The 15558-nt window shown below is 68.2% G+C and carries 14 protein-coding genes; 10 read left to right on the top strand and 4 right to left on the bottom strand.

What is annotated here, in order from left to right; genetic code table 11:
* Positions 1 to 46: 46 nt before the first annotated feature.
* On the bottom strand, positions 47 to 1015 hold the full coding sequence (locus tag L1Z78_RS11855; protein WP_234641682.1) for a LysR family transcriptional regulator: 969 nt from the start codon (positions 1013 to 1015) through the stop codon (positions 47 to 49).
* Positions 1016 to 1140: 125 nt separating this feature from the next.
* On the opposite strand from L1Z78_RS11855, the gene L1Z78_RS11850 reads away from it, so the two are divergent.
* The 6 genes from L1Z78_RS11850 to L1Z78_RS11825 are packed head-to-tail and all read left to right on the top strand — an operon-like array spanning position 1141 to position 9279.
* A complete protein-coding gene (locus L1Z78_RS11850; RefSeq protein WP_234641681.1) occupies positions 1141 to 2466 on the top strand; it encodes a D-serine ammonia-lyase in 1326 nt (441 codons plus the stop codon).
* Between the two features lie 59 nt (positions 2467 to 2525).
* Positions 2526 to 4109, top strand: a complete 1584-nt coding sequence (locus tag L1Z78_RS11845; protein ID WP_234641680.1) for an ABC transporter substrate-binding protein — start codon at positions 2526 to 2528, stop codon at positions 4107 to 4109.
* Between the two features lie 22 nt (positions 4110 to 4131).
* Entirely contained in the window at positions 4132 to 5073 is a 942-nt protein-coding gene (locus L1Z78_RS11840) for an ABC transporter permease (protein WP_234641679.1), read from the top strand.
* A gap of 8 nt (positions 5074 to 5081) precedes the next feature.
* Positions 5082 to 6005, top strand: coding sequence for an ABC transporter permease (locus tag L1Z78_RS11835; RefSeq protein ID WP_418921698.1), 924 nt, complete (start codon positions 5082 to 5084; stop codon positions 6003 to 6005).
* Between the two features lie 35 nt (positions 6006 to 6040).
* Entirely contained in the window at positions 6041 to 7726 is a 1686-nt protein-coding gene (locus tag L1Z78_RS11830) for an ABC transporter ATP-binding protein (protein ID WP_234641678.1), read from the top strand.
* Between the two features lie 20 nt (positions 7727 to 7746).
* Positions 7747 to 9279 carry a M81 family metallopeptidase gene (locus tag L1Z78_RS11825; protein ID WP_234641677.1) on the top strand — a complete coding sequence of 511 codons (1533 nt, stop codon included), beginning with the start codon at positions 7747 to 7749 and terminating at the stop codon, positions 9277 to 9279.
* Between the two features lie 48 nt (positions 9280 to 9327).
* On the opposite strand, the gene L1Z78_RS11820 is transcribed toward L1Z78_RS11825, so the two are convergent.
* Both L1Z78_RS11820 and L1Z78_RS11815 read right to left on the bottom strand, forming a co-directional pair.
* Positions 9328 to 10332 carry a tripartite tricarboxylate transporter substrate binding protein BugE gene (locus L1Z78_RS11820; protein WP_234641676.1) on the bottom strand — a complete coding sequence of 335 codons (1005 nt, stop codon included), beginning with the start codon at positions 10330 to 10332 and terminating at the stop codon, positions 9328 to 9330.
* 23 nt (positions 10333 to 10355) lie between these two features.
* A complete protein-coding gene (locus L1Z78_RS11815; RefSeq protein ID WP_234641675.1) occupies positions 10356 to 11297 on the bottom strand; it encodes an esterase in 942 nt (313 codons plus the stop codon).
* A gap of 151 nt (positions 11298 to 11448) precedes the next feature.
* On the opposite strand from L1Z78_RS11815, the gene L1Z78_RS11810 reads away from it, so the two are divergent.
* Entirely contained in the window at positions 11449 to 12384 is a 936-nt protein-coding gene (locus L1Z78_RS11810) for a LysR family transcriptional regulator (RefSeq protein WP_234641674.1), read from the top strand.
* Between the two features lie 94 nt (positions 12385 to 12478).
* On the top strand, positions 12479 to 12880 hold the full coding sequence (locus L1Z78_RS11805) for a hypothetical protein (protein ID WP_234641673.1): 402 nt from the start codon (positions 12479 to 12481) through the stop codon (positions 12878 to 12880).
* 90 nt (positions 12881 to 12970) lie between these two features.
* On the opposite strand, the gene L1Z78_RS11800 is transcribed toward L1Z78_RS11805, so the two are convergent.
* A complete protein-coding gene (locus tag L1Z78_RS11800; RefSeq protein ID WP_234641672.1) occupies positions 12971 to 13204 on the bottom strand; it encodes a hypothetical protein in 234 nt (77 codons plus the stop codon).
* Positions 13205 to 13382: 178 nt separating this feature from the next.
* On the opposite strand from L1Z78_RS11800, the gene L1Z78_RS11795 reads away from it, so the two are divergent.
* Entirely contained in the window at positions 13383 to 14765 is a 1383-nt protein-coding gene (locus L1Z78_RS11795; RefSeq protein WP_234641671.1) for a PLP-dependent aminotransferase family protein, read from the top strand.
* A 117-nt stretch (positions 14766 to 14882) separates the two neighbouring features.
* Entirely contained in the window at positions 14883 to 15209 is a 327-nt protein-coding gene (locus L1Z78_RS11790; protein WP_234641670.1) for a hypothetical protein, read from the top strand.
* The last annotated feature ends 349 nt before the right edge of the window (positions 15210 to 15558 follow it).

The raw sequence follows: 15558 nt of genomic DNA, 5'->3' as shown, positions 1-15558 counted from the left end.
GAACGCCATTATCGGAGCGCTGCCCGCCGGCCCGTCCTGGTGGCGGTCACCCGCGCTGCGCGATCCCCAGCCGCTCCAGCAGTTGATCGCGCTCGCGTGCAAAGCGTGCTCCGGCGTCGTGCAGCCATTGGCGCAGATGCTCGGGGCCGCCGGCAGGCGCCTGCGTGAACAGGAAGTGGTAGCTGGCCCGCGAACGCACGGCGAACGGGAACAAGGCCACCAGCCGGCCGCTGAGCAGTTCGTCGTACACCAGGGCCAGCCGGCCCATGGCCACGCCCTGTCCTGCCAGCGCCGCCACCATGGCCAGTTGCGACAGGTTGAAGCACGCGCCGCCGTGCCGGGGCACGGCCGCGCCCATGGCGTTCAGCCAGGTATCCCACTCGATGTTCGAAGGCGCATCCTGCCAGGGACTTTCGTCGTGCAGCATCAGCTGCGGCGGCAGCTCGCCGATGTCGCGCAGATGCGGATGCGCACGCACGAACCCGAGCGTGGCCACGGGCACCAGCCACTCGTCCAGGAAGCGCTCGGCATGCAGGTCGGCATAGTGCCCGGGATCAAAGCGGATGCCTGCCTGTATTCCGTTCAAGGCCATGCTGGCGCGGTCCAGCACATGGAATTCGCCATAGATGCGCACCGACAGCTCGGCCTGTCCCTGCAGCAGATCGCTGACCCGGGGCGTCAACCACAGCAGTGCGAACGACGGTGAGCAGCTCAGGTTCAGCGGCGTGCTCCTGCCCGGGCTGCGGCGCAGCTTGCCGACGGCCTGGTTCAGCGACTCGAATGCCTGGCCCGAGGCCAGCGCCAGGCGCGCGCCTTCGCGCGTCAACGCCAGTTGCCGCCCCCGCCGCTCGAACAAGGTCACGCCCAGGTACTCCTCCAGCTTGCGGACCTGCTGGCTGATCGATCCCTGGGTCACATGCAGCTCATTGGCCGCCAGCGTGAAGCTGCTGTTGCGGGCCACGGCATCAAAGCAGCGCAGCCAGGCCAGCAGTGAGGAGGAAAGATGATTCTTCATTGGTATTACTAATGCATGAATTGACAGTATTGATTTGTCCTCGGTCCAACCTGTCCACAGAATGCACGACAGAGCAGCAAGCACGAATCTTCGGCAAATCCATGAATGAATTGGGGAAAATACCAATGATGTCCCTCGGAGCACAGGCTTCCGATACCAATCTTCCACTTTGGATCAATCCGGAGCATGGCACGGAAATCCGCCTGGAACACACGCAATCCATTGATGAAAGTGATATTGATGCCGCCGAGGCGCGGCTGGACCGCTTCGCACCACTGCTGCAACGGCTGTTCCCGGAACTGGCCGCCACGGGCGGCATCGTCGAATCACCGCTGCTGCCGCTGTCCCGTGCGCAGTCCGAGGCCCTGATCGGGCCGCAGGCGGCCGGCGCGGGACGCTTCTGGATCAAGGCCGACCACCAGCTGGCCGTGGCCGGATCGATCAAGGCACGCGGGGGCTTTCACGAGGTGCTGGAATTCGCCGAGCAGGTGGCGCAGCGCCACGGCCTGCTGCCACCGGGCGAAGACCATGGGAGGCTGGCCTCGGCCGCGGCGCGCGCCTGCTTCGCACGCCACGAAGTCGCCGTCGGCTCCACGGGCAACCTGGGCATGAGCATCGGCATCATGGCGGCGGCGCTGGGCTTTCGCGCCACCGTGCACATGTCCAGCGAGGCCAAGGCCTGGAAAAGGCAGCGGCTGCGCGACCATGGCGTGACCGTGCTCGAATACCCGGGCGACTACGGGCAGGCCGTGGCCAGCGGCCGCGAGCAGGCACGCCAGGACCCGCTGTGCCACTTCGTCGATGACGAGCACTCCGCATCGCTGTTCTGCGGCTACGCCGTGGCAGCGCGCCGGCTGCGTGCGCAACTGGCCGCGCAGTCCGTCGTGGTGGACGCGCAGCATCCGCTGTTCGTCTACATCCCCTGCGGCGTGGGCGGCGCGCCGGGCGGCGTGTGCTTCGGGCTCCGGCAGGCCTTTGGCGCGCATGTGCACTGCTTCTTCATCGAGCCGGCGGATTCCTCGTGCTTTCTGGTGCGCATGCAGCACCCCGACCGCCCCGGAATCAGCATCTACGACGCCGGCCAGCACAACCGCACCCTGGCCGACGGCCTGGCCGTGCCCTGCGCCTCCGAGCTGGTCTACCCGCTGATGCGCAGCCGCCTGTCCGGCATCGCGGTGGCCGACGACGACAGCCTGTGCGCCGATACGTGGCGGCTGAAAGCGCTGGCCGGGCTCAAGGTCGAGGCCTCGGCGGCGGCGGCCGTCAGCGGCCCGCGGGCGCTGCTGCACACCGAAGCGGGCCGCCGCTACCTGCAGGCGCTGGGCCCGGGCTTCGTGCCGCGGCAGGCCAGCCACATCGTCTGGACCACCGGCGGCGCCCTGATGCCCGACGACGAACACCAGGAACTGCTGCGCCGTGGCGAGGCCATTGCCCGCGCGGCCCGGCCCTGAGCCCCCGTTTTTTTCCCCAGAAACCGCCCCTCAGGAGGAGGATGAAGATGAGAAAGACCATGCCCCCCATCACCCAGACGGCCGTTGCCGCCTGCCTGGCCATCTGCGGCGCGATGGTGCCCGGCGCGGCGGCCTTCGCCCAGGGCAAGACCGTCAACGCGGTGATGCATTCGCCGCTGCGCGTGCTCGATCCCATCATCACCACGGCGCACATCACGCGCAACCATGGCTACATGATCTATGACACGCTGCTGGCCACGGACAAGGACAACCAGATCCGTCCGCAGATGGTGCGGGAGTGGAGCGTTTCGGACGGTGGCCGCAGCTACACGTTCAAGCTGCGCGAAGGACTCAAATGGCATGACGGCGGCCCGGTCACGGCCGAGGACTGCGTGGCCTCGATCAAGCGCTGGGCCACGCAAGACAAGATGGGGCAGTTGCTGAGCAGCGAGATGGCCGGCATCAAGGTGCTGGATGCCGGCAGTTTCCAGATCACGATGAAGGAGGCCAGCGACCTGCCGCTGCGCGCGCTGGCCAAGCCCAGCGGAGTGGCTCCCTTCATGATGCCCAGGCGCATCGCCGACACGCCGCCGACCCAGGCCATCACGCAGCACATCGGCTCGGGTCCCTTCAAGATGGTCATGGCCGAGTTCAAGCCCGGCGTGCAGGTGGTCTACGAGAGGAACGCCGACTACCTGCCACGCGCCGAGCCGGCCAGCGGCCTGGCCGGCGGCAAGAAGGTGCTCGTGGACCGGGTCAGGTGGATTGCCATGCCCGACGCCATGACGTCGGTGAATGCACTGACCAATGGCGAGATCGACTACCTGGAGCAGTTGCCCTTCGACCTGGAGCCCATGGTGCGCGCCAACAAGGACATCCAGATCCAGGTGCTGGACCCGCAAGGCTACCAGACGGTGATGCGCATGAACCACCTGCACGCGCCGTTCAACGACAGGAAGATCCGCCAGGCGGCGATGCTGGCGGTGGGGCAGCAGGCGGTGTTGCAGGCCATGATCGGCAATCCGCAGTACTTCAGGACCTGCGCGGCGCTGTTCGGCTGCGGCGCGCCCTACGAAAGCCAGGAGGGCGCCGATGTCTCGGTCAAGGCCCATCCCGCCAAGGCGCAGGAGCTGCTCAAGGAAGCCGGCTACGACGGCACGCCCGTGGTCATTCTGCAGCCCACCGACACCCCCTCGGTGAACACCCAGCCGGTGGTGATCGGCCAGGCCTTGCGCGCGGCCGGCTTCAAGGTCCAGATGCAGGCCATGGACTGGCAGACGGTGATCACCAGGCGTGCCGTGCAGTCACCACCCAGGGAAGGCGGCTGGAGCATCTTCGCCACCAACAACGTGATGGCCGAGGCCTCGGACCCGCTGCGCGCCTTCGGCGTCGCCGCCAACGGCCGCCAGGCCTGGTTCGGCTGGCCCGACGTCCCCGAGATCGAGCGACTGCGCATCCAGTTCTCGCGCGCCGCTGACGAGGGCCAGCGCAAGCAGCTGGCCGGCCAGATCCAGAAACTGGTCATCGACGAAGGCGTGCTGCTGCCCATGGGCCAGTATTACGTGCCGGCCGCCTACCGCAAGAGCATCAGCGGTGCGCTGCAAGCGCCGGTGCCGGTGTTCTGGAACATCCAGAAGCTGTGAACGCCACACGCAGGAGCAGCCCATGTTCACCTTCGTCCTCAGACGCCTGGCGGCGGCGCTGCCGGTGATGGCCGTCGTGGCCGGCGTGGTCTTCGCCATCCTGCGGCTGACGCCGGGCGATCCGGCCGCCATCCTGGCCGGCGACTCCGCCACGCCGCAGCAGTTGGAATCCATCCGGCAAAGCCTGGGCCTGGACCAGCCCCTGCACCAGCAGTTCCTCCAGTGGATGGGGCAGCTGCTGCGTGGCGACCTGGGCACCTCGCTGCTGTCCGGCACCCCGGTGGCGGAGATGGTCATCCAGCGCATGGGACCCTCCATCGCACTGTGCATCAGCACCATCGTCCTGGCCATCGTGGTGGCCGTTCCCCTGGGGGTGCTGGCGGCCTGGCGCCAGGGCCGGCTACTGGACCGCGCGGTGATGGCCGCTTCGGTGCTGGGCTTTTCCATTCCGGTGTTCGTCACCGGCTATGTGCTGATCCTGGTGCTGTCGCTGGGACTGGGCTGGTTTCCGGTACAGGGCTACAAGCCACCGGCCGAGGGACTGTGGCCCTTCCTGCGCTCCATCACGCTGCCCACGCTGGCACTGAGCAGTGTCTACATCGCGCTGATCGCCCGCATCACGCGCACCAGCGTCATCGAGGTGATGAACGAGGACTTCATCCGCACCGCCCGCGCCAAGGGCCTGGGAGAACGCGGCGTCCTGCTGGGCCATGCGCTGCGCAATGCCGCCGTGCCCATCGTCACCATCATCGGCGTGGGCATCGCCATGCTGATCGGCGGCGTGGTGGTGACGGAGTCCGTGTTCAACCTGCCCGGCCTGGGCCGGCTGGTGGTCGAGGCCGTGCTGGCGCGCGACTACCCGGTGATCCAGGCGCTGATCCTGCTGTTCGCCCTGGTCTACGTGCTGATCAACCTCGTGGTGGACCTGCTGTACACCGTGTTCGACCCCCGCATCCGCTATTGAGGCCCCGCATGACGCAGATCTCCACGTCCCCCGGCATGCCCCCGATCCCGGCCCCTGACATGGCCGATGCCGCAGGCCCGCAATCCACCGCCAACCCGTCGCGCCGCGCCCTGATGCGCACGCTCGGGAGCTGGCCGGTGCTGCTGTCGCTGCTGGTGCTCGCCGCCCTGGTGCTGGCCGCCGTCGGTGCCCCGCTGCTGACGGCCACCGACCCGACCGCCATCGATCCGGCACAGCGGCTGCGGCCCGTTTCGCCTCAGCACTGGCTGGGCACCGACGCCTATGGCCGGGACATCTACAGCCGCGTGCTGCATGGCGCCCGCGTCTCGCTGCTGGTCGGGCTGGGCGTGGCGGCGTTCAGCCTGGTGGCGGGCCTGCTCATCGGTGTGCTGGCGGGCTACTTCCGCTGGGTCGATGCCATCGTGATGCGCGTCATGGACGGCCTGATGGCCATCCCCGGCATCCTGCTGGCCATCGCCCTGGTGTCCATCTCGGGCTCCAGCCTGCTGACGGTGCTGGCGGCCATCACCATTCCCGAAGTGCCGCGCGTGGTGCGCCTGGTGCGCGGCGTGATCCTCGGCGTGCGCAACGAGCCCTATGTGGAGGCGGCGCTGACGCTGGGTACGCCCCTGCCCACGCTGATGCTGCGCCACCTGGTGCCCAACACCATGGCACCGCTGATCGTGCAGTGCACCTACATCTTCGCGTCGGCCATCCTGACCGAGGCCATCCTCAGCTTCCTGGGCGCGGGTGTCCCGCCCGAGGTCTCGTCCTGGGGAAACATCATGGCCGAAGGCCGCGCCTACTTCCAGTTGCTGCCCGGGCTGGTGCTCTATCCCGGCCTGCTGCTGTCTCTGACGGTGCTCGGCGTCAACCTGCTCGGCGACGCACTGCGCGATGTCCTGGATCCCCGCATGGCACGCCGTGCATGAGCCCCCTCCGAAACGCCCCAACCAGGGACCACGCCATGACTGCTGAACGGCAAGACAACCCGGTCGTGCTGACCATCGACAACCTGAGCGTGCAGCTCAAGCCCGAGGCCGGCACACCCGCCCGCCCGCTGGTGCGCGACCTGAGCCTGCGGGTCCATGCTGGCGAGACGCTGTGCATCGTGGGCGAGTCAGGCTCGGGCAAGTCGCTGACCTCGCTGGCCGTGATGGGGCTGCTGCCGGCCGACAGCCTGGAGGTGGCCGGCGGCCGCATCGCGCTGGACGGGCGCGAGCTGCTGCGGCTGAACGCCGGCCAGATGCGCGCGCTGCGCGCCTCGCAGATGGCCATGGTGTTCCAGGAGCCAATGACGGCGCTCAACCCGGTGCACCGCGTCGGCCGCCAGATCGAGGAAGTGCTCCAGTTGCACACGCGACTGCCGGCCGCCGCGCGCAAGGCCCGCGTGATGCAGATGCTGGAAGCGGTGCACCTGCCCGATATCCAGCGCATCTACGACGCCTACCCGCACCAGCTGTCAGGCGGACAGCGCCAGCGCATCGTCATCGCCATGGCCCTGATCCTGCAGCCACGCCTGCTGATCGCCGACGAGCCCACGACGGCACTGGACGTCACCACCCAGAAACAGATCCTCGCGCTGATCCGCGAGCTGCAGCAGCGCCACGGCACGGCCGTGGTCTTCATCACCCACGACTTCGGCGTGGTCGCCGAGATCGCCGACCGCATCCTCGTCATGCACCAGGGCCAGGTGGTCGAAACCGGTAGCCGCGAGCAGATCCTGGCGGCGCCCGCCCAGGCCTATACGCGCATGCTGGTCTCCTCGGTGCCCAGTCTGGTGCCGCAGGCGCGCGAGCACCCCCGGGGCGAGCCCGTGCTGCAAGTCGATGGCCTGGCCAAGCACTATGCCAAGCCGCGCGGCTGGCTGCGCCGCCCGCAAGCCGTCCCTGCGGCCAGCGATGTGGCGCTGACGCTGCACCGGGGCGAGATCATGGGCATCGTCGGCGAGTCCGGATCGGGCAAGTCCACGGTGGCACGCTGCATCGTGCGCCTGATCAATCCCAGCAGCGGACACATCCGGCTGCAGGGCGACGACATCACCACACTGGGCCGCGCGGCACTGATGCCGCTGCGCCGTCGCATGCAGATCGTCTTTCAGGACCCCTACCGCAGCCTGAACCCTCGCCGGCGCATCGGCGAGTCGGTCATCGAAGGGCTGCTGAACTACGGCATGCCACGCGAGCAGGCACTGGCCAAGGCACGCCAGGCCATGGAGCTGGTGGGCCTGCCACGCCAGGCGCTGGAGCGGTTTCCCCACCAGTTCTCGGGCGGACAGCGCCAGCGCATCTGCATCGCACGGGCGCTGGTCATGGAGCCGGACGTGCTGGTGGCGGACGAAGCCGTCTCCGCCCTGGACGTCTCGGTGCAGGCCCAGGTGCTGGCCCTGCTGCAGGAGGTGCGCGAGCGCGTCGGCGTCGGCGTGCTGTTCATCACCCACGACCTGCGCGTGGCCGCGCAGATCTGCGACTCCATCCTGGTGATGAAAGGCGGCAACGTCGTCGAGTCCGGCCCTGCCCAGCAGGTGCTGGCAGCACCGCAGCACCCCTATACCCGCGCACTGATCGACGCAGCGCCGGGGCGGCACTGGGACTTCCAGAACTTCCGCCCCGCCGCTGCCACCCGGTCACCCGCATCCCCTCTCCCCTTCTGACTGCACTGACAAAGGACATCATGGCCAAGATTGTGTATGGCGGCTTTCAGCACGAAACCAATACCTTTGCGCCCGACCTGGCGGACTGGGCGGCCTTCCAGGCCGGCGGCGGCTGGCCGGGACTGGTCAGCGGCGAACGGCTGTGGGAGGCAATCCGTGGCTCCAACATCCCTGCCGCGGGCTTCGTGCAGCAGGCGCTGGCCGCCGGCGACCAGGTCATCCCCACCACGTGGTGCGCCGCGAGCCCCTCCGCCCATGTGGAACGCGAGACCTACGAGCGCATCGCCGGCATGATCCTGCAAGGCATCAAGGATGCCCTGCCGGTGGATGCCGTCTACCTGGACCTGCACGGCGCCATGGTGGCCCAGCATTTCGACGACGGCGAAGGCGAGCTGCTGCGCCGCGTGCGATCGCTGGTCGGGCCGCAGGTGGCCATCGTCGCCAGCCTGGATCTGCATGCCAACGTCACCACGCGCATGCTGGCCGAGGCCGACCTGCTGGTCGGATACCGCACCTATCCGCACGTGGACATGCACGACACCGGCGTGCGCGCCCACGGACTGCTGCAACGAAGGCTGCGCACGGGCCGCCGGCCCGCCATGGCGCAGCGGCGGCTGCCCTACCTGGTGCCCATCTGCTGGCAGTGCACCGACATCGAACCGGCACGCAGTCTCTACCAGCTGCTGGCGCGGACGGAAACCGCCGACACCCATCTGTCGTTCGCCACCGGCTTTCCGGCCGCCGACTTTCCCGAATGCTCGCCCGTGCTGTGGGCCTATGCGGACACCGAGGCCCAGGCACAGGCCCTGCTGGATCCCGTGGCCGACGCCGCCCTGGCGGCCGAGCCGCACTTCGCCGGCCGGCTGTACGCACCCGAAGAAGCCGTGCGCCATGGTCAGGCGCACGCGGGCAGCGGCCGCCCGACCATCATCGCCGACGCCCAGGACAACCCGGGCGCGGGCAGCAACTCCGACTCCACCGGCATGCTGCGCGCCCTGGTCGCCTGCGGTGCGCAGCGCGCGGCCATCGGTCTGATCGTCGATGCATCTTCGGCCTCAATGGCCCACGCCGCGGGCGTGGGTGCGACATTGAGGCTGGCGCTGGGCGGCAAATCCGGCATTCCGGGCGATGCGCCGTTCGAGGAAGACTTCGTGGTCGAGCAACTGTCCGACGGACGGGTCGACGCCACGGGGCCGTACTACCGGGGCTTCAAGCTGGACCTGGGCCCCTCGGCCTGCCTGCGCATCGGTGGCGTGCGCATCGTCGTGGCCTCTCGCAAGGTGCAGATGGCGGACCAGGCCATGTTCCGCGCCGTCGGCATCGAGCCCACCCGGCAGGACATCCTCGTGGTCAAGAGCGCCGTGCACTTCCGTGCGGACTACACGCCCATCGCACGCGAGATCATCGTCGCCACGGCGCCAGGCTCCATGCCCATGGTGCTGGAGAACCTGCCCTGGACCCGGCTGGCACCCGGCATCCGCATCGACCCCTGCGGGCGGGCGTTCGTGCCAGCGCCACAGGGGGCGCGATTCGCCCGGACGGCATCCGCCTGATGCGGGCGCCCCCTGGATACCGGGCGGAGAAGGCCCGGGTCCACGGCATCAATCCAGGCTGATCTTCGAGGAAGACGCCACCTGCTTCCAGGTCGCCACATCCTTCTGGATGATGGCGCCGAACTGCTCCGGCGTGTTCGCCACCACGGTGCCGCCCAGCTCGGCCAGGCGCTGGCGCAGTTGCGGGTCGGACAGGGCCTGGACGCTGGCCTTGTGCAGCCTGTCGCGGAGGTCCCTGGGCAGCCCCTTGGGTGCCAGCAGGCCGTTCCAGGCCTGCACGGCATAGCCGGGCACGCCGGATTCGGCGAAGGTGGGCACGTCGGGCAGCTCGCTGCTGCGCTGGGGCGTGGCCACGGCCAGCGGGCGGATCTTGCCGGACCTGATGTGCGGCAGCGAGGCGGGCAGCGGCTCCCACAGCATGGACACCTGGCCGCCGATCAGGTCGGTGAAGGCCGGGCCCGCGCCGCGGTAGGGCACGTGCATGATCTGCACATCGGCCTTGACCTTGAACAGCTCCATGGCCAGATGGCCCAGGCCGCCCGCGCCCGAGGATGCATACGACAGGTGGCCGGGCTGGGCCTTGGCCAGCGCAATCAGTTCCTTGAGGCTGGCCGCCTTCACCGAGGGGTTCACGGTGAGCACGCCCGGCACGGTGATCACCTGGGTGATGGGCGTGAAGTCCTTGACCGCGTCATAGGACAGCTTGGTGTAGACGGCAGGATTCGTGCCGTGCGTGCTGGACGTGGCGCCCAGCAGCGTATAGCCGTCCGGCTTGGCATCGGCCACGTAGCGCGTGCCCAGCGAGCCACCGGCGCCGGCCTTGTTCTCCACGATGACCGAGGCACCCAAGGCCTTGCCCAGTTGCTGGGCGAACAGGCGGTTCACCACATCGGCCGTGCCGCCCGGCGGAAAGGGCACGATCAGGCGGATGGGCTCGACCGTGGGCCAGGCGGCATCGGCGGCCAGGGCCGACTGCACAGGTGCCAGCGCACCCAGGGCCAGGGCGGCCGTGGTCGCGGACAGGCTGCGGATCATGAAATTGCGGCGTTGCATAGGATTTTTCTCCTCGTTGATATTCATTGCGTCAGTCCCTCCAGCCAGTCGATCACGCGCCGCAGCACCTCGTCGCCATTGGTATCGAGCATGCAGAAATGCGAATTGCCCGCGATGCCTTCGGCCGGCAGGTCCAGCACCTCGGCGCGGCCCCCCGCGCGGGCCAGCACCTGCCAATAGGCATCGGTCTGTGCGCGGTATTTCTGCCACTGCGGGCTGTGCCGGAAGTGGTCGCCCCACACGGCCAGGTGCGGAATCGCCATTTCGGCAGGGAAGGCCTGGCCATCCTCCCGCAGGGCCGGCATGCCCGTGGGCTCCAGCCCCACCACGGCGCGCACCAGATGCGGCTTGCGGCGGGCCGCATGCACGGCAAAGCCCCCGCCCTGGCTGTGGCCGAACACCACGCAGGGGCCGAACTGCTCCAGCAGCGCGTCATAGGCCGCCATGGCCATGGCCTCATGGCCCAGCCAGCGCGGCACCATCTGCCGCACCAGGGCCGCGAAATCCGCATGCGGAAACCGCTGGTCCGCGAAGGGCTCGCCAAGCCCCAGGCCCCAAGGCGCGGCATGGCCGATGCGAAACAGCTCCCAGGCCTCCTCGGCACTGCGAAACACTGGCGCATCGGCATAGATCTCGGGGAACATGGCCCAGCCAGCACGGCCGCGCTCCACGGCATCACAGACCACCACGTCGTGGCCCGCCTCCAGCAGGCGCCACAGCCAGCCCTGGCGGCCATCGGGCGTGGACTCCCACTGCGCCCCCGTCATGCCGCCACCGTGCCACAGCAGCACGGGCAGGGGACTGCGCGGACGCGCCAGCCGGTACTCCATGGCGTAGAGCTGGCCCACGGCGTAGCTGCCATTCATGTCCAGCAGCCGCTCGCCGCCGTTGCGCACCACCTCCCTGTGCTGGATCGGCAGATCCCGCACCGTGTGCTGCGTGCCGCCAATGAAATGGCTTTGCATCTTCCTGAGGCAAACTTCAGGCATACCAGGGGTTCTCTCGCATGCCGCCATGCTAGGCAGCGTCGGCCCGCCTGTTGTGCCGATTGCGGCATGGATGTGCCTGATCGGCACATCCCTGCGCCGCCTGGAACATCTCACATCCGCCTTTCGCATGCACGAACTCAACCTCAAGCTGCTGCAGGACCTGCAGGCCCTGGCCGACACCGGCAGCCTCTACAAGGCCGCCGAGCGCCGCCACATCACCCACCCGGCCTTCGGCCGCCGCATCCGTGCGCTGGAGGAATGGGCCGGCACGCCGCTGGTGGAGCGCAGCCACCAGTCCACCACGCTCACGGCGGCCGGCAAGACGCTGCTGGCCTCGGCCCACGAAGTGCTGGGCATCCTGGAGCAGACCCACGGCCTGCTGCAGCGCCCGCGCCACGCGCGCGACGAGACCATCACCATCGCGGCCGGCCGCACGCTCTCGCACACCGTGCTGCCCGGCACCATCACGGCCCTCAACCAGGCCATGCCCCAGCTGTGCTGGAAGGTGGTCACCACCAGCCTGGACTACGGCGTGGAAATGCTGCTGCAAGGCAAGGTGGACCTGCTCATGTGCCACGCCCAGCCCGCCATCGAAGGCAGCCTGCAGGGCCACCACCTGGCCTGGCTGCCCGTGGGCCAGGACACGCTGATCCCCGTCAGCATCCCCCTGGTTCCCCAACTGCCCAAGTACGCCCTGCCCGCCCCGGGCGGCGGCCCGCTGGTGCCCTACCTGGACTATGCGCAAAGCATGTCCCTGGGCAAGATCCTGCGCAGCCACATCCAGGCGCTGTGCGACACCACGCGCCTGCGCACCGTCTACGAGGCCGACCTTGCCGACTCCCTGCACGCCATGGTCCACCAGGGCCTGGGCCTGGCCTGGCTGCCGCTCACCCTGGTCAAGGCCGACCTCGCCCAGGGCCGGCTGGCGCGCGCGGCCGGGCCCGACAAGGATGTGCCGATCAACGTGCGGCTGTACCGGCGACCCGCAGGACAGAGCAAGCCGCTCACGCGCAGGGTCTGGGCGGGGCTGGAGAATCTTTACGGGAGAAGCCGGAAGTCCTGAGGCCCGCGCCCGGGGCTTTCCCCTTGGCCGCGCCGCGTCGCTGAATTAGCATGGCCCTGCAACGCCCACCGGGGCGACTCTCTTGTGGGCATCGATGCGCTTTTCCGTTCAGATTCCGATCCGAGTCCCCTGCCCCCCGGGCGCCTGCCTCTGCGAGCACGACGCCCTGCTCGCCGACCCCCTGGCCGACCAGCGCATCCTGCGGCTCACACGGGAAGAGGAAAAAAAGCTGCTGCTGCGACTCGAGCAGATCACCAGCCTGCAAGACCTGCGCCATGTGGAGCAGCGCATGTACGAGCAACTGGGCATCCGCCTGCGCATCGCGCCCGGCGCGGGCGAGGTGCGCACCGTGCGCGGCATCCAGATCGAGGTGCAGCCCATGCGCGGGCTGTGCAGCAAGACGCGGCAGTCGATTCCCGCGGCGATCCGGCGGGGCATGGACAGGACGCCCGAGGTGGCGTTCGAGCTGCTGGATGAGGGAGGCTTGTTCGGGTGAGGCCGGTGGCTTTCGATCAGAGGCAGGTTCCAGCCAGGAACGCACATCTGCTTGGCCTGCGACTCGCTCACGGCCGAGCGACCCCTGTCCTCACGGCAGGCTCAGGTCCATGCCCAGCGTCCTGGCCAGGGTGAAGGTGAAGAACACCACGGCCGTGAGCCCCAGCGCGAAGAGAGCAACCGCCTTGCCGCTTGCGCGCAGCAACGCGCGCCTGTCCGTCCCCTTCTTGCCCTGGTCGTAATGCCACTTGATGGCGAAGAACATGGCCGTGCCGAAGATGAGCACCTTGAACGTAACGAAGACTACGGGGATCCAGTCGATCATTTTGAAAACTTCCAGCCCTTGCCTCTGGCACGGGCCATCGTGAAGAACACCGCCTCCCGAAGACGCGAGGCGAAAACGCCAGTGACTGCACTGCAAGAAGGCTGTCGCTGCACGTTCCAGGCCATACTACTTGAAAGCAATTTCCATACATCGGGGCAAACAGGCGCCGCAAAAATCCATGCAAGATGACCATTTGCCCGTCTGGTCGCCACGGCTGGCCGTGCAGGGCGGGCCCCGCTTTCTGCAGATCGCCGACGCCCTGCAGGCGGCAGTGGCGGACGGATCGCTGAAACCCGGTGACCGCCTGCCCCCGCAGCGCCAGCTGGCAGCCCGGCTGGGCGTAGACCTGACGACGATCACGCGCGCCTACGACGAAGCAAGGCGCCGCCACCTGCTGGAGGGGCGCGGCGCCCGGGGCACCTATGTCGCGGCGCCCAAGGTCGAGTGGACCTCGGTCCTCGACCTGAGCATGAATACCCCGCCACCACCGGCTGGCGTGGACTTCGACGACCTGTTGAAACAAGGCCTGTCCCAGGTATTGATGCGGGCCGATGCGCAACTGCTGATGACCTACCACCTGGGCGGGGGAAGCGACTCCGACCGCAAGGCGGGTGCCCGGTGGCTGGCGCCGATGTTCGGCCCCCTGGATGCCCGGCAGGTGCTGGTCTGCCCGGGCGCGCAGGCAGCCATCGCCGCCCTGATTCTTGCGCTGACGCAGCCCGGCGACGTGATCCTGGCCGAGCCCGCCAGCTATCCCGGCCTGCGCGCCGCAGCGGCCCAGTTCGGCCGGCATGTCCTGGTGGTGGAGGCGGACGGGCAAGGCATGGTGCCCGAGAAGCTGGAGCGGGCCTGCCGCCAGCACAGGCCGGGGCTGGTCTACCTCAATCCGACCTTGCAGAACCCGACCGCCATCACCATCGCGGAACGCCGTCGCAAGGAGCTTGCGCGCATCGCCAGGCGCTGCCGTGTCCGCATCATCGAGGACGATCCCTACTGGCTTCTCGCCGATGCCCCGCCGCCGCCCATTGCCACGTTTGCACCGGAGCAGGTGTACTACATCTCCACCCTCTCCAAATGCCTGACGCCCGGCCTGCGCGTCGCCTTCGTGCTCATCCGCGACCCGCAGGAGCGCGAACGGTTCCTGGTCGCGCTCAGGTCCTTCGCGCTGATGGCCGCCCCTTTGACGGCCGCACTGGCCACGCAATGGATCCTCGACGGCTCGGCCGACGGCCTGATGGAAGGCGTACGCAAGGAGGCGCGCCTGCGCCACCGGATGGCCAGGGACATTCTGGCGGGCCGGTACAGCGGCGCCGGAGACGGCCTGCATGTATGGCTGGAGCTGCCGGGGTATTGGAGCTCCCTCCAACTTGCGCGAACCGCCGAGAGCGAAGGCATCGCCGTCACACCCGCGCAAGCCTTCGCCACGGGCGGCGAATCCGCGAATGCCATCCGGATCTCCCTGGGCAGCATCCAGGACCGGGGACTCTTGCAGGCGGGTCTCAGACGCCTGTCCGATCTGCTGGCGCGGCGGCCCGAGCCGTTCAGTGGGGCGGTGGTGTAGCCGTGCGGGCAAACGTGGTGCGCCGGTCCGTCGGGCTGCCGGTATCGGCCAACTGCGGGCCTTCGGCTAGCATCCTGTTTGCAGAAACAACGACGCGCCAAAATCGCCTGACTCTCTATGCCCTACAAGGTTTTCGTTGATGACGGCTACGCCCTCATGGACGAGTCGAAACGGTATCCGGCTGGCGTTTTCGATTCATACAAAGCAGCCGTCGCCGCAGCAGAGGCGATCGTTGATGAATTCCTCCTCTCAAGCTATCGGCCAGGTATGCAGCCCGAGGAACTCTTGGCCGCGTATCGCGGCTATGGCGAAGACCCGTTCATAGTTTCCACCGACCCGGACGGGATGGATGACCCGATATTCTCGGCTCGGGCATACGCGGCACAGAGCTGCGCTGAAATCTGCGCGGGACAACGCCCTTGGTGGAAGTTCTGGGATCGTTAGAGCCCTTGGCGTGCTCTTGCCCGCAAGCCTTTCTCTGGGGCCTGAAGGGTGGAGTTCGGTCATGAGCGGTCGTCCTGCGCGAGGCCTCGAACGGCAGGTTCAGGCTGGTTGCCGACCTTTGCCAGCGGCTGCTTTCCAGCGGTTCAGGCTCGGGGCGGGAGCTCACGGCGCTTCTTACCGCGCCGCCAGCTACCTTGAGAGCTCGGGTGTAGTTCTAGGCTGTTGGCGCATCCGCATACCCTAGGATTTCTGCACAGCTCGAATGCCGCAGTAGTCGGGGAAGCCGGGGCAATGCAGCCTTTGGCTTGGCTGATCGACATGAAGAGCTTCATGTGGTTGTCGCGCTTAG

The sequence above is a fragment of the Delftia tsuruhatensis genome (assembly GCF_903815225.1).
In the GTDB taxonomy this organism is placed as follows: domain Bacteria; phylum Pseudomonadota; class Gammaproteobacteria; order Burkholderiales; family Burkholderiaceae_C; genus Comamonas; species Comamonas tsuruhatensis_A.
The sequence above is the reverse complement of the archived record's forward strand: the minus strand, read 5'-3'. Positions and strand labels throughout refer to the sequence as shown.